Annotated in this window: 19 protein-coding genes and 1 other RNA gene; 10 read left to right on the top strand and 10 right to left on the bottom strand. The window is 35.3% G+C overall.

Annotation, left to right across the window (positions count from 1 at the left end):
• Position 1: 1 nt before the first annotated feature.
• From FAF07_RS13905 to FAF07_RS13895, 3 genes are read left to right on the top strand one after another with little or no spacing between them, the layout of a single operon-like run.
• Positions 2 to 559, top strand: a complete 558-nt coding sequence (locus FAF07_RS13905; protein ID WP_142785681.1) for a hypothetical protein — start codon at positions 2 to 4, stop codon at positions 557 to 559.
• Positions 537 to 1,625: a hypothetical protein gene (locus FAF07_RS13900; protein WP_246067709.1), complete on the top strand. Its 1,089-nt coding sequence runs from the start codon at positions 537 to 539 to the stop codon at positions 1,623 to 1,625. The genes FAF07_RS13905 and FAF07_RS13900 overlap by 23 nt, the downstream gene beginning before the upstream one ends.
• A gap of 25 nt (positions 1,626 to 1,650) precedes the next feature.
• Positions 1,651 to 2,364 (top strand): head GIN domain-containing protein, encoded by a 714-nt coding sequence (locus FAF07_RS13895; RefSeq protein ID WP_142785680.1) that lies wholly within the window; start codon positions 1,651 to 1,653, stop codon positions 2,362 to 2,364.
• A gap of 184 nt (positions 2,365 to 2,548) precedes the next feature.
• On the opposite strand, the gene FAF07_RS13890 is transcribed toward FAF07_RS13895, so the two are convergent.
• Both FAF07_RS13890 and FAF07_RS13885 read right to left on the bottom strand, forming a co-directional pair.
• Positions 2,549 to 3,844 carry an MFS transporter gene (locus FAF07_RS13890; RefSeq protein WP_142785679.1) on the bottom strand — a complete coding sequence of 432 codons (1,296 nt, stop codon included), beginning with the start codon at positions 3,842 to 3,844 and terminating at the stop codon, positions 2,549 to 2,551.
• Positions 3,845 to 3,932: 88 nt separating this feature from the next.
• The gene (locus FAF07_RS13885) at positions 3,933 to 4,748 is read right to left on the bottom strand and encodes a M48 family metallopeptidase (RefSeq protein WP_142785678.1); all 816 of its coding nucleotides are present in this window, start codon (positions 4,746 to 4,748) and stop codon (positions 3,933 to 3,935) included.
• A gap of 169 nt (positions 4,749 to 4,917) precedes the next feature.
• Here FAF07_RS13885 and msrB (FAF07_RS13880) point away from each other — a divergent pair, with 169 nt between their 5' ends.
• The 3 genes from msrB (FAF07_RS13880) to FAF07_RS13870 are packed head-to-tail and all read left to right on the top strand — an operon-like array spanning position 4,918 to position 6,341.
• On the top strand, positions 4,918 to 5,403 hold the full coding sequence (gene msrB / locus FAF07_RS13880) for a peptide-methionine (R)-S-oxide reductase MsrB (RefSeq protein ID WP_142785677.1): 486 nt from the start codon (positions 4,918 to 4,920) through the stop codon (positions 5,401 to 5,403).
• A complete protein-coding gene (msrB, locus tag FAF07_RS13875) occupies positions 5,396 to 5,797 on the top strand; it encodes a peptide-methionine (R)-S-oxide reductase MsrB (protein WP_142785676.1) in 402 nt (133 codons plus the stop codon). Before msrB (FAF07_RS13880) ends, msrB (FAF07_RS13875) begins: the two co-directional genes overlap by 8 nt.
• Positions 5,781 to 6,341, top strand: a complete 561-nt coding sequence (locus FAF07_RS13870; RefSeq protein WP_394344959.1) for a DUF1572 family protein — start codon at positions 5,781 to 5,783, stop codon at positions 6,339 to 6,341. The genes msrB (FAF07_RS13875) and FAF07_RS13870 overlap by 17 nt, the downstream gene beginning before the upstream one ends.
• Here FAF07_RS13870 and FAF07_RS13865 read toward each other — a convergent pair.
• Complete coding sequence (locus FAF07_RS13865; protein WP_142785674.1) at positions 6,325 to 7,620, bottom strand: NAD(P)/FAD-dependent oxidoreductase; 1,296 nt, start codon at positions 7,618 to 7,620, stop codon at positions 6,325 to 6,327. The genes FAF07_RS13870 and FAF07_RS13865 overlap by 17 nt on opposite strands.
• Positions 7,621 to 7,737: 117 nt before the next feature.
• Here FAF07_RS13865 and lpdA point away from each other — a divergent pair, with 117 nt between their 5' ends.
• A complete protein-coding gene (gene lpdA, locus FAF07_RS13860; RefSeq protein WP_142785673.1) occupies positions 7,738 to 9,114 on the top strand; it encodes a dihydrolipoyl dehydrogenase in 1,377 nt (458 codons plus the stop codon).
• Between the two features lie 159 nt (positions 9,115 to 9,273).
• Here the strand turns inward: lpdA and aroQ are convergent, their stop codons facing one another.
• Together aroQ and FAF07_RS13850 are read right to left on the bottom strand one after the other, a co-directional pair.
• Complete coding sequence (aroQ, locus tag FAF07_RS13855) at positions 9,274 to 9,687, bottom strand: type II 3-dehydroquinate dehydratase (protein ID WP_142785672.1); 414 nt, start codon at positions 9,685 to 9,687, stop codon at positions 9,274 to 9,276.
• A 134-nt stretch (positions 9,688 to 9,821) separates the two neighbouring features.
• Positions 9,822 to 10,304, bottom strand: coding sequence for an outer membrane beta-barrel protein (locus tag FAF07_RS13850; RefSeq protein ID WP_142785671.1), 483 nt, complete (start codon positions 10,302 to 10,304; stop codon positions 9,822 to 9,824).
• A 222-nt stretch (positions 10,305 to 10,526) separates the two neighbouring features.
• On the opposite strand from FAF07_RS13850, the gene xerD reads away from it, so the two are divergent.
• Positions 10,527 to 11,435, top strand: coding sequence for a site-specific tyrosine recombinase XerD (xerD, locus tag FAF07_RS13845; RefSeq protein ID WP_142785670.1), 909 nt, complete (start codon positions 10,527 to 10,529; stop codon positions 11,433 to 11,435).
• 273 nt (positions 11,436 to 11,708) lie between these two features.
• Here the strand turns inward: xerD and rny are convergent, their stop codons facing one another.
• The 4 genes from rny to FAF07_RS13825 all read right to left on the bottom strand — a co-directional run bounded on the left by rny (position 11,709) and on the right by FAF07_RS13825 (position 14,102).
• A complete protein-coding gene (rny, locus tag FAF07_RS13840; RefSeq protein ID WP_142785669.1) occupies positions 11,709 to 13,283 on the bottom strand; it encodes a ribonuclease Y in 1,575 nt (524 codons plus the stop codon).
• A 57-nt stretch (positions 13,284 to 13,340) separates the two neighbouring features.
• Positions 13,341 to 13,447, bottom strand: a non-coding RNA gene (ssrS, locus tag FAF07_RS13835) — 6S RNA.
• A 55-nt stretch (positions 13,448 to 13,502) separates the two neighbouring features.
• Entirely contained in the window at positions 13,503 to 13,796 is a 294-nt protein-coding gene (locus FAF07_RS13830; protein WP_142785668.1) for a cell division protein ZapA, read from the bottom strand.
• 15 nt (positions 13,797 to 13,811) lie between these two features.
• Positions 13,812 to 14,102, bottom strand: coding sequence for a hypothetical protein (locus tag FAF07_RS13825; protein ID WP_142785667.1), 291 nt, complete (start codon positions 14,100 to 14,102; stop codon positions 13,812 to 13,814).
• Between the two features lie 175 nt (positions 14,103 to 14,277).
• On the opposite strand from FAF07_RS13825, the gene FAF07_RS13820 reads away from it, so the two are divergent.
• Positions 14,278 to 15,963 carry a M23 family metallopeptidase gene (locus FAF07_RS13820; protein ID WP_142785666.1) on the top strand — a complete coding sequence of 562 codons (1,686 nt, stop codon included), beginning with the start codon at positions 14,278 to 14,280 and terminating at the stop codon, positions 15,961 to 15,963.
• 12 nt (positions 15,964 to 15,975) lie between these two features.
• The gene (locus FAF07_RS13815; protein WP_142785665.1) at positions 15,976 to 18,441 is read left to right on the top strand and encodes a TonB-dependent receptor plug domain-containing protein; all 2,466 of its coding nucleotides are present in this window, start codon (positions 15,976 to 15,978) and stop codon (positions 18,439 to 18,441) included.
• Positions 18,442 to 18,554: 113 nt separating this feature from the next.
• On the opposite strand, the gene FAF07_RS13810 is transcribed toward FAF07_RS13815, so the two are convergent.
• A complete protein-coding gene (locus tag FAF07_RS13810) occupies positions 18,555 to 19,718 on the bottom strand; it encodes a cysteine desulfurase family protein (protein ID WP_142785664.1) in 1,164 nt (387 codons plus the stop codon).
• Positions 19,719 to 19,754: the final 36 nt, after the last annotated feature.

Below are 19,754 nucleotides of genomic sequence, written 5' to 3'. Positions count from 1 at the left end.
AATGAGTAAAACTACTATAGAAGATATCTTCAAAAATCTAGAAAATGAGTTTGATATTGAAACGCCCAATAGCCTTCACAAGCAGCGTTTTATTGAAAAACTAAAAACTGCAAATAAAGAAAAAGGAACGACCTCTAGAAAACAAGATTGGAAACCTTTATTCGCTATTGCCGCTAGCCTATTATTACTTATCACTCTAGTAATTGGTTTTCAAAAAAGTGAAGAAACCTCAGACTTATCAAGCGTTTCACCTAAAATGGAACAAACGCAAGATTTTTATACACTCTCAATTAATGAGGAATTAAAAAGTATTCAAGCAGCTGCCTCTCCAGAAGTTCAAGCCTTGATTGCAGACACCATGACACAGCTAAACATTTTAGAAAAAGAATACAACGCATTAAAAGAAGATTTAAAGGAAAGCGGTCAAGACCAAAGAGTTATTTATGCGATGATTTCAAATTTTCAATATAGGACCACACTCCTTCAAAACACCTTAGAACAAATAAATAGCATTAATCAATTAAAAACAATCACAAATGAAACGAGCACTACAATTTAAATTCCTATCTCTGTTATTCATGATGCCTTTGTTGGTATCAGCGTCCGTAGAAACGGATTATAAGCACGATAAAAAGAAAACAATCAGCAAGGAATTTACAGTAAACAAGAACGCTTCCTTAGAAGTTAACAATAGTTATGGGAATATCGATATTATTACTTGGAATGAAAATAGAATAGTCATAGAAGTTACCATAACCACAAGTGGAAATGATGCAGATAAAGTCCAAAAAAAATTAGATGATATTACAGTTAAATTTTCGGCGTCACCAGAAAGGGTGGCTGCAAAAACTATAATTGATGGTAAAAATTCCAATTCTTGGTGGAAATGGGGGAAGAATAATAACGTAAAAATGTCTATAAACTACACCATTAAACTGCCAATTGCCAACAACATCAATTTGAATAATGATTATGGAAACATAACGGTTGACAAACTAGAAGGACGTGCTGAAATTAATTGTGACTACGGAAAAATAACCACTAAAGAATTAATGAGCGACAATAATATACTGAACTTTGATTATACCAAAAACTGTTATTTTGAGTATATTAAAAGTGGTAAAATTAATGCAGATTACAGTGATTTTGTAGTTGCCAAAGCAAAAGTTTTAGATATTAATGCAGATTATAGCAACTCTAAAATTGAAGTGGCAGAAGACATTAATTACAACTGCGATTATGGAAAGGTAACTATTGAAAAAGCTAATAACATCTCAGGAAATGCGGACTATGTAACCAGCGTTATAGGGGATGTTTATAAAACTATAAATTTGAATGCAGATTATGGATCTATCAAAATTAGCAGGCTAAATGAAAATGCTGGTGATGTGACAATAAAGTCTGAATACGCAGGCATAACCATTGGTTTAGCACCTACATATAATTTTAATTTCATATTTAAATTAGAATATGCTTCACTTAGAGATAGCAATGGTTTCAATTTCACTAAAAAAGTAGAAGAATCAAGTGACAAATACTATTCAGGTTACTATGGCAAACAAAATTCAGGTTCAACTATGCATATAGTATCAGAATATGGCAACTTAACATTTAACAAAAATTAATCATTCATCAATTAAAAAATCGAACATGAGAAAACAACTTTTATTAACACTGGCAAGCATTCTCTTTATTTCAACTGGGTATGCACAATGGGGCAAATCTATTAAAGGAAATGGCAAAATAAAAACTGAAACCAGGACAACATCAAATTACGATGCTGTTACATGTGCTGGCTCTATGGATTTTATCCTTGTATCGGGTAAAGAAGGCGATATCAAAATTAAAGGCGATGAAAACTTACTGGAGTATATCGTTACTGAAGTTAAAAACAACGCACTAATTGTAAAAGTAAAGAAAGGAAAAAGTATCTACAGCAAAAAAGGAATTGTAATTACCATTCCATTCGAAGATATCAACAAAGTATCTCTGGCCGGTTCAGGTGATTTGATGAATGAAGATACCATAACAACCCGTAAATTTCACGTTTCTTTATCAGGATCTGGGGACATTAAATTGGATGTCAAAACAGATGCTATCGAAAGTGCCATTGCTGGGTCTGGGGATATTACCTTAGAAGGATTAACCAATACCTTAAAAGTTAAAGTTGCTGGCTCTGGAGATTTCCATGGATTTGATTTACAAGCGAATGATACAGAGGTTTCTATTGCAGGATCTGGTGATGTAAAAGTAGTGAGCAACACAAACCTTAAAGCCAGCGTCGTAGGTTCTGGTGATATTGTTTATAAAGGAAGCCCAAAATTAGATACTAAAATTACAGGTTCTGGAAGTATTTCAAACTAATAGTTACGAAGGTAACGGTAACAAGGATGCTATCTTAAAAGACAATTTTATCTGTCATTACGAGAAATTTTAATTTCGAAGTAATCTGTTAATCAATAACTTAAATTTAACAGATTGCTTCTCCGAATATTCGGGATCGCAATGACGGTCTATTTAGACACCCTCTTTTAATATAAATAATATTTTAAATACGTCCCTTTGGGACTCGAAATAATAGAATAATACCTATCAAAAAGAAAATAAACAAAAATAAAATACCATTTCGCATACTACCTGTTATTTGATCAATAAATGCGAAAATAACCATTCCGATTACAATCCCTATTTTTTCGGCCACATCATAAAAACTAAAATAAGAGGTTGTATCGTCAGTTTCAGGAAGAAATTTTGAATATGTCGAACGTGCTAAAGATTGTATTCCCCCCATGACCAGACCTACAACAGAAGCTGCAATATAAAACTGCATAGGCGTTATCATAAAATACGCATAGAAGCATAGCCCCATCCATATGGCATTTACAACAATCAATGTTTTAATATTCCCAAATTTAGCCGAAGCCCGAGACGTTAAAAAAGCGCCTAAAATCGCTACCACTTGAATAACCAAAATACTCGTTATCAGGCCTGTCGTTTTTTCAGCGTCATTTTTCCAAGCTATTTCTTCTTCACCAAAATACACGGCAACCAACATAATGGTTTGGACAGCCATACTAAACACAAAAAAAGCACTTAAATAGCGCTTCAGCCTTAAATCTTTAATCAGTTCTTGCCACACTAATTTTAATTCCTTAAAGCCATTAAAAATGACTGCTTTGGTCACTTTATGACCATTAGAGGTTCCTTTAGGCAAGTAATAAAAAGCATATTGGCTAAATAAAATCCACCATAATCCTACTGTGATAAAGGAGTAGCGCATCATTTGCATTTTAGCGGCACCATCATCTTGACTCATCACCATCGCCAAATTTATTATAAGTAAAATAACACTTCCTGCGTAACCCATTGCAAAACCTTTAGCACTTATTTTATCTTGTTGCTCTGGAAAAGCAATATCAGGTAAATAGGAATTATAATACACCAAACTTCCCCAATACCCTATCAACCCCATAAAGTAAAATAATATGCTAATGTAGATATGCTCTAAACTGAACCAATATAAACCGATACATCCAATCCCTCCAGTATAACAGAAAAACTTTAAAAATGCTTTTTTATTACCAATATAATCAGCAACGCCAGAAAGGATTGGCGACATCACCGCTACAACCAAAAAGGTAAATGCCGTCACAAAAGTTATTAAGGCCGTACTTTTAAATTCAAAACCAAAAGCATTTACTTTTTTTATTTCCGAAAGGAATAATGCCGAATAAAAAATTGGGAATATTGATGAGGCTATCGTTAAGGTATAAACTGAATTTGCCCAATCGTAAAAGGCCCAAGCATTTAAAAGTTTTTTGCTCCCTTTTTCTAATACTGCCATAATAAAAAAGCGGCTCTTTTATGAACCGCTTGTAATGTAATCAAATATTTTAAAAGTGATATTAAATTTTGAAGTGGTTTAAACTTTTTTATTTAAATGATGTCACCCCAAATTTCTTAGCCTCTGCTTTTGCCAAAGGAGCCCATTTAGTTAAATTATTAATTCTCGTGTCGTTAGATGGGTGTGTACTCAAAAATTCCGGTGGTGCTTGCCCGCCACTGTTGGCTTTCATTCTTTTCCATAGTTCCGCGGCTTCATCAGGATTGTACCCTGCCACAGCCATTAGGTACAACCCAATTTGGTCGGCTTCCGTCTCATGACTTCTACTAAACGGTAACATCAGTCCTACTGAAGAACCTACCCCATAAGCCTGATTAAAAATATTTCTGGATTGCTCATCTTTTATGGCAATATTACCGGCAACAGCACCCACTTGTTGCAACATACCGGCACTCATACGCTGCTGTCCGTGATTGGCTAAGGCATGCGCAACTTCATGTCCCATAATCGCAGCTACCCCCGTTTCCCCTTTAGCTATTGGTAAGATTCCCGTATAGAACACAATCTTCCCTCCTGGCATAGCCCAAGCGTTAACGGCCTCATCATCTACCAAATTATATTCCCATTTGTAATCGTTTAAATACCCCTGATGTCCGTTTGCATTTAACCATCGCTCGGCAGCAACCGCAATTCGCTGTCCTACTCTAGTAATCATAGCAGATTCAGCTGTACCTGTTATGACTTTATTTTCTGTTAAAAACTGGTCGTACTGTGCAAATGCCGTTGGAAACAACTGGGAATTAGGCACTAAGGCCAGTGTTTTTTTCTGTGTAAAAGGATTCGTGGAACATGACATAATCATGGAAACGGCTCCAATGAATACTATTATCTTTGAGAATTTCATAAGTGATCGTTTAAATTATTTTTATAAAATTACGAAAATTGCTAGGTTATTGCGAACTCATTTCATTTAAGTTTTAGCACATTACGTTATTAGAATATACACATCATAATTATGTTAAGATTATTCGTTATTTTCGACATAAAAGAAACGTTTAATTAAAATTGCTAAAATGAAAAAATTAACCATAATACTAATAGCTATTATATTTAGTAGCTGTAACTCTGGTGCACAGAAGAAAAATTCTAAAGAAAAAGAAAACTTCCTAGTATCTAAAACAGATGCTGAATGGAAGGCGGAGCTTACACCACAAGAGTATAATGTTTTAAGAAAAGCCGGTACAGAGCGTGCTTTTTCTAGCCCTTTAAACAAAAATTATGAGGAAGGAACCTATCACTGTGCTGGATGCCATACGGCCTTATTTAAAAGCGAACATAAATTTGATTCCGGTACCGGTTGGCCTAGTTTTGATAGGGTAATTGAAGGGAATGTCGCATTTTCTACAGATAGAAATTTGGGTTATGTAAGAACTGAGGAACATTGCGCTACCTGTGGTGGTCACTTAGGCCATGTTTTTAACGACGGTCCAAAAGATACTACAGGAAAAAGACATTGTATTAACGGCGCTGCCTTAAAATTTGTACCAGAAAATGAGTGATTATAACATTAAAAAAACAGAAAATGAGTGGCGGGAAGCGCTTACTGAAGAACAGTATCGCGTATTAAGAACTAAAGGGACGGAGCGACCGCATACAGGAAAATTCAATCTTCATTTTGAAAAAGGCGCTTATGCCTGCGCTGCTTGCCATCAGCAATTATTTGAAAGTGATAGTAAATTTGATGCGCACTGCGGTTGGCCTAGTTTTGATGAATCCATTAAAGGAACGGTGGACTACATTTTGGATAAAACCCATGGTATGACTCGAACCGAAATTGTATGTTCTAATTGTGGAAGTCATTTAGGGCATGTTTTTAATGATGGCCCAACAGAAACCGGAACACGTTATTGTGTAAATTCAGTTAGTATTAATTTTAATGAAGATGAAAAGTAGCTATCTTATTAGCGCTAAAAAGCAATTTAAATATTATAAGCGTTTAGGTGATCAGACTTTCGATCAACTGTCGTTTGATGAATTACAAAATGATATTTCAAAAAACGCGAATTCCATCTCTGTTATAGTAAAACATATGGTCGGAAATATGTTGAGTAGATGGACAAATTTTTTAACTGAAGATGGCGAAAAAGAATGGCGCCAAAGAGATTCAGAATTTGAAAACACATATCTATCTAAAGAAGAAATTCTAACAGCATGGGACAAAGGCTGGAAAACACTATTCCATACACTTAATGATTTAACAGATGAGCATTTGGAACACATGGTTTATATTAGAAATCAAGGACATTCGGTTACTGAGGCTATTAACAGACAATTATGCCATTACTCCTATCATGTTGGGCAAATTGTTTTTCTGGGGAAATTATTAAAAGGACCAGAATGGCAGTCCTTATCAATACCTAAAGGTGAGTCTTCCACATACAACATGGAAAAATTTAATCAAGCAAAAGATCGAAGGCATTTTACTGATGATTTGTAATGTTATGTTTCTTTTTAAACGGTCTAATTATTAATCGAGCCTCTCTATCAAAGCGTACATAGTTGTACACCCAATTTATAAATACGACCATCCGGTTTCTAAATCCTATTAAAAAAAAGAGATGTACAAACATCCAAACAAACCAAGCAAACACCCCTTGAAACCTGAAATTTTTCATATCTACTACCGCTTTATTTCTGCCAATGGTAGCCATAGACCCTTTATCTTTATATTTAAATGCTTGTAATGGTTTATTCTCAATCAGTCGTAATATATTATCACCTAATTGCTGCCCCTGTTGAATGGCTGGTTGTGCCATCATGGGTAAACCATGTGGAAATTCTTCAGTGATCAATGACGCCACATCGCCAATAGCAAAAATATGCTCAAATCCTTTTACTTGATTAAATGCATTTACCATGATACGATTGCCGTTAGTAATAAAATCTTCAGCATCTAATCCGTGAATTGTAGCCCCTTTTACACCTGCTGCCCATACCAAGGTCTCCGCTTCAAAGGTTAGATCGGTATTGGTAGTAACTGTTTTTCCGTTATAATTAGTCACTCTAACATTCTTCCAAATTTGAACGCCAAGTTTTTCCAAAAAATCCTCAGCCTTCGACGACGCTTGAGCACTCATACCTTCTAGAATACAGTCACTAGATTGAACGATGTGTATTTGAGCAGACCGCGTATCCAAATCAGGATAATCTCTTGGTAAAATACCTTTCTTTATTTCGGCCAATGCCCCAGCAAGCTCAACGCCTGTTGGTCCTCCCCCAACTATCACAAAATTCATGAGTGCATTACGCTCATGCAAATCTGACGTTAATAAGGCTTCCTCAAAGTTTTCCAGAATTAAACTCCGCAAATTCAAAGACTGCGGTACCGTTTTCATGGCCATACTATGCTTTTCAATCTCTGCATTTCCAAAATAATTGGTCTTAGATCCTGTGGCCACTACCAAATAATCAAATTTTAAGTTTCCAATATCGGTTCTCACTTTATTCTTATCAGTATCAACGGCGTTCACATGTGCCAGTCTAAAATAAAAATTAGGGAAATCCTTGAGTATTTTCCGAATTGGATAGGCAATGGAATCTGGCTCTAAACCTCCAGTAGAAACCTGATACAATAAGGGTTGGAATGTATGATAATTATGTTTATCCAAGAGCACGACTTGCACTTCTTGTTTAGATAATTTTTTTGCTAAAGCAATGCCTGCAAACCCTCCGCCGATTATAACGATTCGTGGGTAGCTCGTTTTGGGTATATTCATAAATTAATACTTGCAAAACAAAGGTAGTATAAAGATGTAAATTTAAAGGGTTCTAAATTCTTTATTCAAAATTGGTTTTGTAAATTCGTAGCTTGTAATAACGATTAAAAAATTCTCATGAGTAAATACGATATTATTGTTCTCGGTAGTGGTCCTGGTGGTTATGTAACTGCAATTAGAGCATCACAGTTAGGCTTAAAAACAGCAATTGTTGAAAAGGAAAGCCTAGGTGGAGTTTGCTTAAATTGGGGGTGTATCCCAACAAAAGCCTTATTAAAATCTGCTCAGGTTTTTGAATACTTAAAACATGCTGGAGACTACGGATTATCAGTAAAATCATTTGATAAGGATTTTGAGGCTGTTGTAAAAAGAAGCCGTGGGGTTGCAGATGGTATGAGTAAGGGTGTACAGTTTTTAATGAAGAAGAACAAAATTGACGTTATTGAAGGTTTTGGAACATTAAAACCAGGCAAGAAGATTGATGTAGATGGCAAAGAATATTCAGCAGACCATATTATAATTGCAACTGGCGCACGCTCTCGTGAACTACCAAGTTTACTACAAGATGGCAAAAAAGTTATTGGTTATAGAGAAGCCATGACTTTACCATCGCAACCCAAGAAAATGATTGTTGTAGGCTCTGGAGCTATTGGCGTTGAATTCGCGTATTTCTATAACTCCATGGGAACAGAGGTGACTATCGTTGAGTTTTTACCAAAAATTGTACCCGTTGAAGATGATGACGTCTCAAAGCAATTAGAACGAAGTTTTAAAAAGAGTGGTATAAAAATTATGGTATCTTCAGAAGTGACTAGTGTGGATACATCTGGTAAAGGCGTAAAAGCTACTGTTAAGACCAGTAAAGGTGAAGAAGTTTTAGAAGCAGATATCATTTTATCAGCTGTAGGCATCAAATCGAATATTGAAAATATTGGATTAGAAGACGTTGGTATTGCTGTCGATAGAGATAAAATTTTGGTAAATGATTTTTATCAAACCAATATTCCTGGATACTACGCCATAGGCGATGTGACTCCGGGTCAAGCCTTAGCGCATGTCGCTTCCGCGGAAGGCATACTTTGTGTTGAAAAAATTGCAGGGCAACATGTTGAGGCACTGGACTACGGAAACATACCAGGTTGTACGTATTGTTCACCTGAAATTGCGTCTGTTGGTTTAACCGAGCAACAAGCAAAGGATAAAGGCTTAGATATTAAAGTTGGTAAATTCCCTTTTTCAGCCTCTGGAAAAGCGAGTGCTGGTGGCCATAAAGATGGTTTTGTAAAAGTCATTTTTGATGCTAAATATGGCGAATGGTTAGGCTGCCACATGATTGGAGCTGGCGTTACTGATATGATTGCTGAAGCGGTTTTAGGAAGAAAATTGGAAACGACTGGGCATGAAATATTAAAAGCAGTACATCCGCATCCTACAATGAGTGAGGCTGTCATGGAAGCTGTAGCCGATGCTTATGGTGAAGTGATACATTTATAAGCTCCCTAACCCCCGAAGGGGGAACTCTTACTCGAAATTATAAAAAATGCGATTCTTTAATTTAAGGATCGCATTTTTGTTATCTATTATCTATTTGTCTGAGTAAGGATTCCTCCCCCTCGGGGAGGCTAGATGGGGCTGTTTGTTAGATGAGACTTCTTAAAAACTTTGAATGGCCAACTCATAACTCTGTAATCCAAAGCCAAGAATAACACCTTTTACATGAGGCGACACAAACGATTGATGTCGAAACTCTTCTCTGTTAAACGTATTGGATATATGCACTTCTACAACTGGTGTTTCAATGGCTTTTACAGCATCGCCTATGCCAACTGAAGTATGCGTATAAGCGGCAGCATTAAGAATAATGCCATCATAATCAAATCCAACCTCGTGCAGTTTATCAATCAGAGTACCCTCTACATTGGACTGAAAATAATCAATCTCCACATTGTTATATTTATCTTTAATGGTATCTAAAAACTCAGTAAAAGACAAACTTCCGTAAATGGCAGGCTCACGCTTCCCGAGCAAATTTAAATTTGGCCCGTTGATGATGATTAGTTTTTTCATTCGTACGTATAAATTTTAGACAACTGTCTAGTTTCATCAGATAAAATATTTTCCACTGATTAGGTAAATATATCAAAAAAACGAGCATAAAAAAACCGAAGCTAGGCTTCGGTTTTTTTTAAATATTTATAATATTAGAATCTATATCCAACTCCGATTGTAAAAGTATTCACATCAACACCTTCCAAATCTCTTGAAACCTGAAATCCGTATCTAGCTTCTGCAAAAAAGTCTTCTGTAATATCATAACCAGCTCCAACTGCAATATCCAAACCAAATGCTGCTTCATCAAATTCATCCTCTAAGATGTAGTTGACTTGAGGGCCTGCTTGAATATTAAATTCTTCAGATAAATTGTACTTAAACATTACCGGTATATATAAAGAGCTCAGATCTTTTACAGAACTGTATAATAAAGATGGTTCTAAATCGATACTCTCACTTAAGTCGAATTCATATCCCAATCCAACAAAGAATCCTCCTTCAGAAACAGAAGCTCCACCAAAATCAAAAGATACAGCATTGTATCCAGCTTTTACGCCAAAACCTGCTCCTTGAGCATTTACGTTGCCAAATGCAAAAATTACAAAAGTCGATAATAAAAATAATTTTTTCATAATGTTTTAATTTAATTGATTAAACAGATACAAACTAAATAAATTTTATTGAAAAATACTACTTTTTATATCACGTTATTAACAATTTTATTCACAATAATTATTAAAGTACTGATTTAAAAGTACTTAAAATAATAGTTATTAACAATTTTTATAATAAATACGTATAACTACGTATTTAAAAATTGCTTGGCTATGCACTAATTATGTATTTTTACGGTAATGAAATGGGAAAACGCATTAACAGACTATCAACTCTATTTAAAAATAGAACGTGGCCTATCAAAAAATTCCATTGATAATTATACCCATGATGTTAAAAAACTCACGGCTTTTTTAGAAAGTAACGACCTAAGTCTGTCTCCTATAAATATTACCTCTGAAATCGTTCAACAATTTATCTATGACAGTGCTAAAACAGCAAATGCAAGATCACAATCGCGTTTAATCTCTGGCTTACGTAGTTTTTTCAACTATTTAATTTTTGAAGATTACAGAAAGTCAAATCCATTAGAACTTATTGAATCGCCAAAAATAGGCAGGAAATTGCCAGATACTTTATCTGAGAAGGAAATCGATACGATTATTGAAGCGGTAGACCTTAGTAAACCCGAAGGTGAACGTAACAGAGCTATTTTAGAAACGCTTTACGGTTGTGGCTTACGAGTAAGCGAATTAATATCGTTAAAACTTTCAGATTTATATTTTGATGAGGGATTTATTAAAGTCACTGGAAAAGGCGATAAACAACGTTTTGTACCCATTGTAGCCATTACTCAAAAATACATTAACATCTATAGAAAAGAGGTTCGCATTCATTTACCCATCCAAGCGGGTCATGAGGACACCTTATTTTTAAATAGACGCGGTAGGCAATTGAGTAGAGCAATGATTTTCACTATTGTAAAGCAGTTGGCAGAGAAAGTGGGATTAAAGAAAAATGTTTCGCCACATACTTTTAGACACTCTTTTGCAACGCATCTACTCCAAAATAAGGCAGATTTAAGGTCCATCCAACTCATGTTGGGACACGAAAGTATCACGACCACAGAAATCTACGTGCATTTAGACAAAAGTCATTTAACAAATGTTATGGAAGAATTTCACCCAAGGAAACAAAAAAACCTCTAAAAAATTAGAGGCAATTTGTAAACTATACTATTAAATATATTGTTGTCCGATTAAAAATAGTTCGTTTAAAGAAAACCTTTGCGAACACAGGGTTTTCAAGGCTTATAAAAAAGAGGGGCTTGCTTTTTGCGGTTACTGAAAAATTTTATTTTTTAGAAAGTTATGAATTTAAAGTTCACTGTTTATCAATTAGTTACAATCAAGTCTATGTTCTAGGTTCTAATAGCGAAGCGGTCTTGATTCTTTAATCGGACATAATGTATTAAATATATATTACTTAGCTATGTTAACAGCCCGTGTTTCCCTAATGACGGTTACCTTAACTTGTCCTGGATAAGTCATGTCTGTTTGTACTTTCTGGGAAATACTAAACGATAAATCGGCTGCTTTTTGATCATCAACTTTTTCACTTTCAACAATAACCCTTAATTCTCTACCTGCTTGAATGGCGTATGCTTTTTTAACGCCTGTAAATCCAAAGGCGATATCTTCTAAATCCTTTAAACGTTGAATGTAACTATCCAAGACCTGACGTCTTGCTCCTGGTCGGGCCCCAGAAATAGCATCACACACCTGAATAATTGGCGCCAATAAACTTTTCATTTCTACTTCATCATGGTGGGCACCAATAGCATTGCAGACATCGTCTTTTTCACCATATTTTTCGGCCCACTGCATACCTAAAATAGCATGTGGTGTTTCCATATCGGCTTCGGCATCTGGCACTTTACCAATATCATGTAGTAGTCCAGCTCGTTTTGCTAATTTCGGGTTTAAACCTAATTCTGCTGCCATAACGCCACAAAGTTTGGCCACTTCGCGTGAATGTTGTAGAAGGTTTTGTCCGTAAGACGACCGGTACTTCATTCTACCCACTACTTTTATAAGTTCAGGATGCAGGTTATGAATTCCTAAATCTATAACCGTTCTTTTACCGACTTCTATAATTTCTTGTTCTATTTGTTTTTTCGTCTTATTAACAATTTCTTCAATTCGCGCTGGATGAATTCTTCCATCTGTTACTAATTTGTGAAGTGATAATCTTGCAATCTCCCGTCGGACAGAATCAAAACAGGATAATATAATTGCTTCTGGTGTATCGTCAACAATAATTTCAACACCTGTTGCAGCTTCAATAGCTCGAATATTTCGACCTTCGCGACCAATAATTCGACCTTTAACATCATCTGATTCAATATTGAATACAGACACACAATTATCTACCGCTTCTTCTGTACCGATACGTTGAATCGTGTTTATGATGATTTTTTTAGCTTCCTGTTGCGCAGTTAACTTTGCTTCTTCTACAGCACTTTGAACAAAAGCCATGGCATCGTTTTTAGCTTCGCCTTTCAAAGATTCCACTAAATGCTCTTTGGCTTCTTCTGCTGACAGACTTGAAATGACCTCAAGCTGTTGTACTTGATTTTTATGAAGTTTATCAATCTCTACTTGCTTCTTTTCTAAAACATCCAGCCTATGGTTGTAATCTTTAATCTTACTTTCTAAACTATCATTTAGCTTTTTGTTTTTTGCAAGTTGACTTGAGACTTGCGACTCCTTATCACGCGTGCGTTTTTCAGATTCAGCCATTTTCTTATCCCGGGATAAAATGACTTTTTCGTGCTCAGATTTTAATTCAATAAATTTTTCCTTGGCTTGAAGAATTTTATCCTTCTTCATGGATTCGCCTTCAATCTTGGCTTCTTTCAATATGGCTGAAGCACTTTTCTTTGCCTGTTTTAAGAATTTTGAAGCATTATTTCGTTCTAAAATTTTTGCTATTATAAAACCTATTATGAGACCGAGCAATACGCCTCCTGCAATTAGTATAATTGAGTTATTCATTATTGTTTAGTTGATTTGTGTGTATAAAAAAGCCTACACCAGTATAATGTTTTGTATAAACTCCTTAAAAACAAGTTTAGGGCTAACAAGCTGATCAAGGATCTGCTCAAGGCAGCCTGCTTTTACAACTTAAACTCACCCTTTTTAAAGAATTAACGTTGAGTTTATCAAAAATAATAACCAATGTAGGCAGTAACTTTTATTTATTTTAAAGAACGTTTAAGAAACTATATAATCTTGTAACAAACTGTTTAAAGCGTTTAACTTCTCCTCTACATGTTCATTTACATTTGCTTTATCAATCGATTTCTGCTCCACTTGAGATGCAAATTGTAAAGCGCACATGGCTAAAACATCTTGTTTATCCCTCACAGAATAGCTCTGTTCAAATTGCTTAATCATAGCTTCAATATTCTTAGCTGCTTTACGTAAACCTTCTTCTTGACTTGATTCAATAGTTAAAGGATATACACGATTAGCTATAGATAGCTTTATTTTAAGCTTTTCTGACATTGAATTTAGTTAACATTAATCTGAGAGTTGAGCAATACAATGATCTATGTCTCTAATTAATGTGTTTATTTTAAGCTTAGTTTCTCTTTTGTTGTCGTCACTACCAAGTATTGTATTTGCCATCTTTAATGCTTCGTACTTTTCTTCCCAGTCTACAATATGTAATTTCTGATTTTCAAGTGCTTGCTTTGATGTTTGCAACTCCTCATTCAATTTGGAATTAGCGAGTTTTAAAAGCTCTAATTTGTGTAATACTTTGCTAATTTTGTTTTCTAAAGAATCTACAATATCTTCAATATTACTCATTTGCAAATTTCAATACTTATATTACAAAGTTAACATACCTAGTGATAAATTACAATTGTTTTCTCATAAAATTTGAAAAGCGCCGTTATCACTCATATTCAGAACAATGGCTTGATTATTGTATAATCTTTGGCACATTCGCATCAAATTAATAACTTCGCTTTAATAGAAATTTATGAGATTAATCCTAATAATACTTTTACTTTCCTCATTCTTTAGTCATGGTCAAAATAATTATCCCCAGGATTATTTTAGCAATCCATTAGAAATTCCCACCATACTTGCTGGCTCTTTTGCAGAGTTACGCTCCAATCATTTTCACTCTGGGTTAGATATTAAAACAAAACAACGTGTTGGATTACGGGTTAAAGCAGCTGCCGATGGTTTTGTGAGCAGAATAAAAGTGTCTCACTATGGTTACGGTAAAGCACTTTATATTACCCACCCAAACGGTTATACTACGGTATACGCGCACCTACAAAAGTTTGCTCCAGACATTGAGGCTTACGTTAAGAAGAAACAATACGAAAAGGAATCTTATGAAATAGAATTGTTTCCAAATGCTGGAGATTTAAAAGTTTTAAAAGATAGTTTGGTAGCTTATAGCGGAAATACGGGTGGTTCTGGCGGCCCACATTTACACTTTGAAATTCGAGACAAAGCCGAAAGGCCCATAAACCCGATGCTCTTTGGGATGTATGTTACAGACACTACGAAGCCATTTGTGAACTCGATTTACGCCTACCCCATTGGAGATGATTCTTATATTAATCAATCTAACACCAAACTGAAGCTTCGTTTAATTCCTTTAAAAAATGGTGAATACACTGTTGAAAACATTGAAGCATACGGTACCATTGGTTTTGGAATTGAAACTAATGATAGACAGGACTTAGCCGCCAATAAAAACGGCGTTTACGGTATTGAAACCTTTGTAAACGGAAACAAAAATTTTGAGATCGATTTTAAGCAATTTTCTTTTAGTGAAACCAAACACATTAACAGACTTATTGATTATGAAGTGTATAAAAAGGAGAAAAATCGTGTGCAGAAACTCTTTAATGATAACAATCCGCTAAGCTTATTAAAACCTTCAATCAATAATGGGTATATATCCATTCAAGATAGCACCTCCTCTATTTACAAAATAAAAATTTCAGATTTTCATGATAATGTCTCCTGGGTTACCATATCTATTGAAGGTAAAGAGAATAGCGTTTCTACACCGGTTCCACCAAAAAAAACGCCCTATTTTATTAATGCGTCCCAAACCGTTAATCTTAAAGAAGGTCACGTCGCTGTAGATTTCTATCAAGATACTTTTTATGACGATTTTTATATTGATTTTGAGGTGAACAGCGATACTCTCAAACTACATGAAGATATCATTCCTGTGAAAAAGAGTTTCACTATAAGTTATGATGTAGGCGCGTATTCTGATCGTGATAAGAGCAAATTATATATTGCACGCTTAGTGGGTTACAAGAATTATCCGTTATATTCTTATACCAGAAGAAAAGGTGATATGCTTACAACAAACACCAAAACCCTTGGCACTTATGCCCTAGCTTCAGACACTTTGAAACCCACCATAAATCCTTTAAATTTTAAAGAAGCACAGTGGCTAAGTAAATTTCGATATTTAAAATTGAAAATAGATGATGAAGGCTCTGGCATCTCTAATTATAGAGCCACCGTAAACGGGAAATGGATATTAATGGAATATGATTATAAAACAAAAACCTTAACGCACGATTTTAATGATGCTGTTATAAAAGAGACTAAAAACAATTTGAAACTGATTGTGACAGATAATGTTGGAAATAATTCTACATTTGAAACTGTGTTTTATAGAAAATAAATTTTATAACTTTTGAAAGCTAAATTCTTACTACCCACCTGCTGTTTAATATTATTTACCTTTTTAAGTTATGCTCAAATAGCGACTGTAAAAGGTGTCGTGCTAGACGAGAACAATTTGCCAATTTCAGGAGTCAATATTAAAACCAATACAAATAAGGGCACCACTACAAATAAAAATGGCTTTTATACAATTCAAATAACTTCTAATCAAGATATCACTTTAGAGTTCAGTCATATTTCGTATAAAAAAATCAAAACCTCTTTTAATTTAAAAAAAGGAGAAAGTTATGAGTTCAACCCTGTTATGCTTACCACAGTTGAACAAATTGCTACAATCACTATTTCTGGCAGGCGTCAAAAAGAAGTGGAGGGCATTATTACCTTAAAACCCGAAACCATTAGAAAAATTCCAGGAGCTAATGCGGGCGTAGAGAACTTACTCTTAACGCTTCCTGGAGTAAGCAATAACAATGAGCTTAGTACACAGTATTCTGTACGTGGTGGAAATTACGATGAAAACTTAGTGTATGTAAATGGTATAGAAGTCTACAGACCTTTTTTAGTGCGCTCTGGCCAACAGGAAGGCCTAAGTTTTGTTAATACCGATTTGGTTCAAAATGTAGATTTTTCAGCGGGTGGATTTCAAGCGAAGTATGGTGACAAGCTATCATCGGTGCTTGATATTACCTATAAAAACCCGTATCAATTTGAAGTTAATGCCGATTTAAGTTTGTTAGGAGGCAGTCTTTCCGTGGAAAACATAAGTAGAGACTCAAAATTTACGAGCATCGTTGGCCTGCGATACCGAGATAATAGTTTGTTGGTTGATGCCAAAGAAACTGAAACCAACTTTAAACCGTCTTTTGCAGATGCCCAGACCTATTTAACCTACAGGTTTTCTGACAAATTTCATTTAAGCTTTTTAGGAAATGCTGCGATAAACACATATGATTATGAGCCTCAAACACGTCAGACCAATTTTGGAACCTTAAGTGATCCTATTGCGCTACTCGTATTTTATGAAGGTCAGGAAAAGGATCGCTATCAGACGTATTTCGGTGCTTTTAAAGGCACGTATTTTGTTAATGACGATTTGAATTTAAAATTGATTGCCTCAAGATATCACACTACCGAAGAAGAATACTTTGATATTTTAGCACAATATAGATTGGGAGAAGTCAATACCAATATTGGGGATGAAGATTTAGGAGACGTAGAGTTCAGTGAAGGAGTTGGTAGCCAACTCAATCATGGCAGAAATGATTTGGATGCCTTAATTACAACGGTTGAGTATAAAGGCGATTTTAAAATTAGTGATAACCGCATAGAATGGTCTGTAAAATATACCAATGAAGATATCCGTGACCGCTTGATTGAATGGGAAGCCATCGATTCTGCCGGCTTCTCCATTAGGCCTCCCAACACATTTCCTAGAAACGAACAACCGTATGAAGCCTATTCTGGTCCCTTAGAAGCGTTTCAAAATGTGCGTGCCACTAATAACACCCAAATTAATAGATTACAAGCCTTTGCGCAATGGAGTAAACGCTCTACATTAGGTACAAGCGATGTGTGGTATAATGCAGGTATTCGAGTACACCATTGGTCTGTAAAGGGTGATGACATAGCCTCATCAAATCAAACGGTTTTTAGTCCGCGTGCGCAGTTCGCCATAAAACCCTATTGGGAAAAAGATATGCTTTTCAGAATTGCTACAGGCTTGTATTACCAACCGCCTTTTTATAGAGAATTAAGAGATGCGGCGGGCATGGTGCAAGCAGATGTGAAAGCTCAAAAATCATTTCATGTGGTATTAGGCAATGATTATAGTTTTAAAATGTGGGACAGACCGTTTAAATTAACTTCAGAAATATACTATAAAGGTTTGTCCGATGTCAATGCTTACACACTTGAAAATGTGCGTATCCGCTATAGCGCTAATAATGATGCCAAAGCCTATTCCTATGGATTGGATATGCGGCTTAATGGTGAGTTTGTTCCGGGTACAGAATCCTGGTTTAGTTTTGGCTATTTAAAGACAGAAGAAAATATAAACAATAGAGGTTATATTGCGAGGCCAACGGATCAGCGTTTAAAATTTGCAGCGCTTTTTCAAGATTACGTCCCTAATGTACCCAGCATGAAGATGTATTTAAATCTGGTTTATAATACAGGGCTCCCTGGAGGTTCGCCAAGTTATGCAGATCCTTACGACTTTCAGAATAGATTACCCGATTACAAACGTGCCGATCTAGGCTTGCAATTTGTTTTGGTAGATGATAATAAGCAATTTGATAGCGGATGGAAAAAACCATTTAAAGCACTGTCTTTTGGATTTGAAATCTTTAATATTTTCGATGTACAGAATTCCATTACCAACACATGGGTTAGGGATGTGTACAGTAAACGGCAGTATGCGATTCCAAATTATTTAACACCGCGTGTTTTTAATGTGCGAACTACGATGAAGTTTTAAGGCTATTGATTATCTTTATAATTAAAGCGTACTAGTACCAATATTTTCCAATAGAAACAAAGCGCCTTAAATCAAAGGAGCTTCTGAGGAATATCAAAAAGTTTAACTTAGTATTATTTATTTCCCTCCGCTTTGGAAATTAATGACTCTTTCAAGGTTTTGATTACATAATCAATTTCACCTTTAGTATTATAAATGCTGAATGAAAACCGAATAGACGGCTTTAGCAAATGTTCTGCGCTTAAAACCTCATTCAATACATGAGATCCTTTTGTGCTCCCACTTTGGCATGCGCTGCCTTTAGAACATGCGATGCCTTTTAAGTCCAATTGGAAAAGCAACATTGCTGCCTTTTCTGAAGGCACCGGCAAGCAGACATTGACTAAGGTATAGGTGCTTTTTTCTATATCACCCGAGCTTCCATTAAACACAGCATCCGGAATATGGATATGCATTTGCTTGATGAAATAGGTTTTTAATGCTTTAACATAAGCAAATTCTGTTTCTAAATTTGTCATAGCCATTTTCAAAGCATGCTCTATGGCTACAATATTATGAACACTTTCAGTTCCAGCACGAAGTCCCCGCTCTTGCTCTCCACCACAAATTAATGGCTTTAAACCGGAGTTCTTTCTTATAAATGCAAATCCCGCACCTTTTGGTCCATGAAATTTATGTGCACTTGCTGCCATAAAATCCACTTGAATATCCTGTAGATCCAAATCGTAGTGCCCAATGGATTGTACGGCATCACTATGAAACAAAGCCTGATGTTTTTTACACAAATTGGCTACCCGTTTAATGTCTAAAATATTTCCTATTTCATTATTTATATGCATTAAACTCACCAATGTCTTTTTATCGGTCTGTAGCAATTGTTCCAAATGTATGTAATCAATATGTCCATCTTTATCTAGGTCGACGTAACTCACTTTAACCTGACAATTTTCATGCAACCAATCAGTAGTATGCAATACCGCATGATGTTCAATTTTAGAGGTTATAATGTGCGTTACCTTTAAGTCGACAACAGCACTTTTTATCACCAAATTATCAGCTTCGGTGCCGCCAGAGGTAAATACTATTTCTCCTGCAGACACATTTAAAAAACTTGCAATGGATTTTCTTGATTTTTCAATTAATGCCTTAGATGACCTTCCAAAACTATGTGAAGATGAAGCATTTCCGTAATTATTTTTCAATACATCTAACATCGACTCAATAACTTCATCACGGAGTTGTGTAGTGGCTGCGTTATCAAAATATAAATGTTGCATTTAGGTGATTTAGTTTGCGCAAAAATACTTGAAATA

Source organism: Changchengzhania lutea, from assembly GCF_006974145.1.
GTDB lineage: Bacteria > Bacteroidota > Bacteroidia > Flavobacteriales > Flavobacteriaceae > Changchengzhania > Changchengzhania lutea.
Note: the sequence above shows the minus strand (reverse complement) of the source record. Positions and strands in the feature narration are given on the sequence as shown.

Excerpts from the sequence above, each read along its gene's own strand:
- FAF07_RS13905 (WP_142785681.1), top strand. The coding sequence starts at position 2 with ATGAGTAAAACTACTATAGAAGATATCTTCAAAAATCTAGAAAATGAG.
- FAF07_RS13900 (WP_246067709.1), top strand. The coding sequence starts at position 537 with ATGAAACGAGCACTACAATTTAAATTCCTATCTCTGTTATTCATGATG.
- FAF07_RS13895 (WP_142785680.1), top strand. The coding sequence starts at position 1,651 with ATGAGAAAACAACTTTTATTAACACTGGCAAGCATTCTCTTTATTTCA.
- FAF07_RS13890 (WP_142785679.1), bottom strand. The coding sequence starts at position 3,844 with ATGGCAGTATTAGAAAAAGGGAGCAAAAAACTTTTAAATGCTTGGGCC.
- FAF07_RS13885 (WP_142785678.1), bottom strand. The coding sequence starts at position 4,748 with ATGAAATTCTCAAAGATAATAGTATTCATTGGAGCCGTTTCCATGATT.
- msrB (WP_142785677.1), top strand. The coding sequence starts at position 4,918 with ATGAAAAAATTAACCATAATACTAATAGCTATTATATTTAGTAGCTGT.
- msrB (WP_142785676.1), top strand. The coding sequence starts at position 5,396 with ATGAGTGATTATAACATTAAAAAAACAGAAAATGAGTGGCGGGAAGCG.
- FAF07_RS13870 (WP_394344959.1), top strand. The coding sequence starts at position 5,781 with ATGAAGATGAAAAGTAGCTATCTTATTAGCGCTAAAAAGCAATTTAAA.
- FAF07_RS13865 (WP_142785674.1), bottom strand. The coding sequence starts at position 7,620 with ATGAATATACCCAAAACGAGCTACCCACGAATCGTTATAATCGGCGGA.
- lpdA (WP_142785673.1), top strand. The coding sequence starts at position 7,738 with ATGAGTAAATACGATATTATTGTTCTCGGTAGTGGTCCTGGTGGTTAT.
- aroQ (WP_142785672.1), bottom strand. The coding sequence starts at position 9,687 with ATGAAAAAACTAATCATCATCAACGGGCCAAATTTAAATTTGCTCGGG.
- FAF07_RS13850 (WP_142785671.1), bottom strand. The coding sequence starts at position 10,304 with ATGAAAAAATTATTTTTATTATCGACTTTTGTAATTTTTGCATTTGGC.
- xerD (WP_142785670.1), top strand. The coding sequence starts at position 10,527 with ATGAAATGGGAAAACGCATTAACAGACTATCAACTCTATTTAAAAATA.
- rny (WP_142785669.1), bottom strand. The coding sequence starts at position 13,283 with ATGAATAACTCAATTATACTAATTGCAGGAGGCGTATTGCTCGGTCTC.
- FAF07_RS13830 (WP_142785668.1), bottom strand. The coding sequence starts at position 13,796 with ATGTCAGAAAAGCTTAAAATAAAGCTATCTATAGCTAATCGTGTATAT.
- FAF07_RS13825 (WP_142785667.1), bottom strand. The coding sequence starts at position 14,102 with ATGAGTAATATTGAAGATATTGTAGATTCTTTAGAAAACAAAATTAGC.
- FAF07_RS13820 (WP_142785666.1), top strand. The coding sequence starts at position 14,278 with ATGAGATTAATCCTAATAATACTTTTACTTTCCTCATTCTTTAGTCAT.
- FAF07_RS13810 (WP_142785664.1), bottom strand. The coding sequence starts at position 19,718 with ATGCAACATTTATATTTTGATAACGCAGCCACTACACAACTCCGTGAT.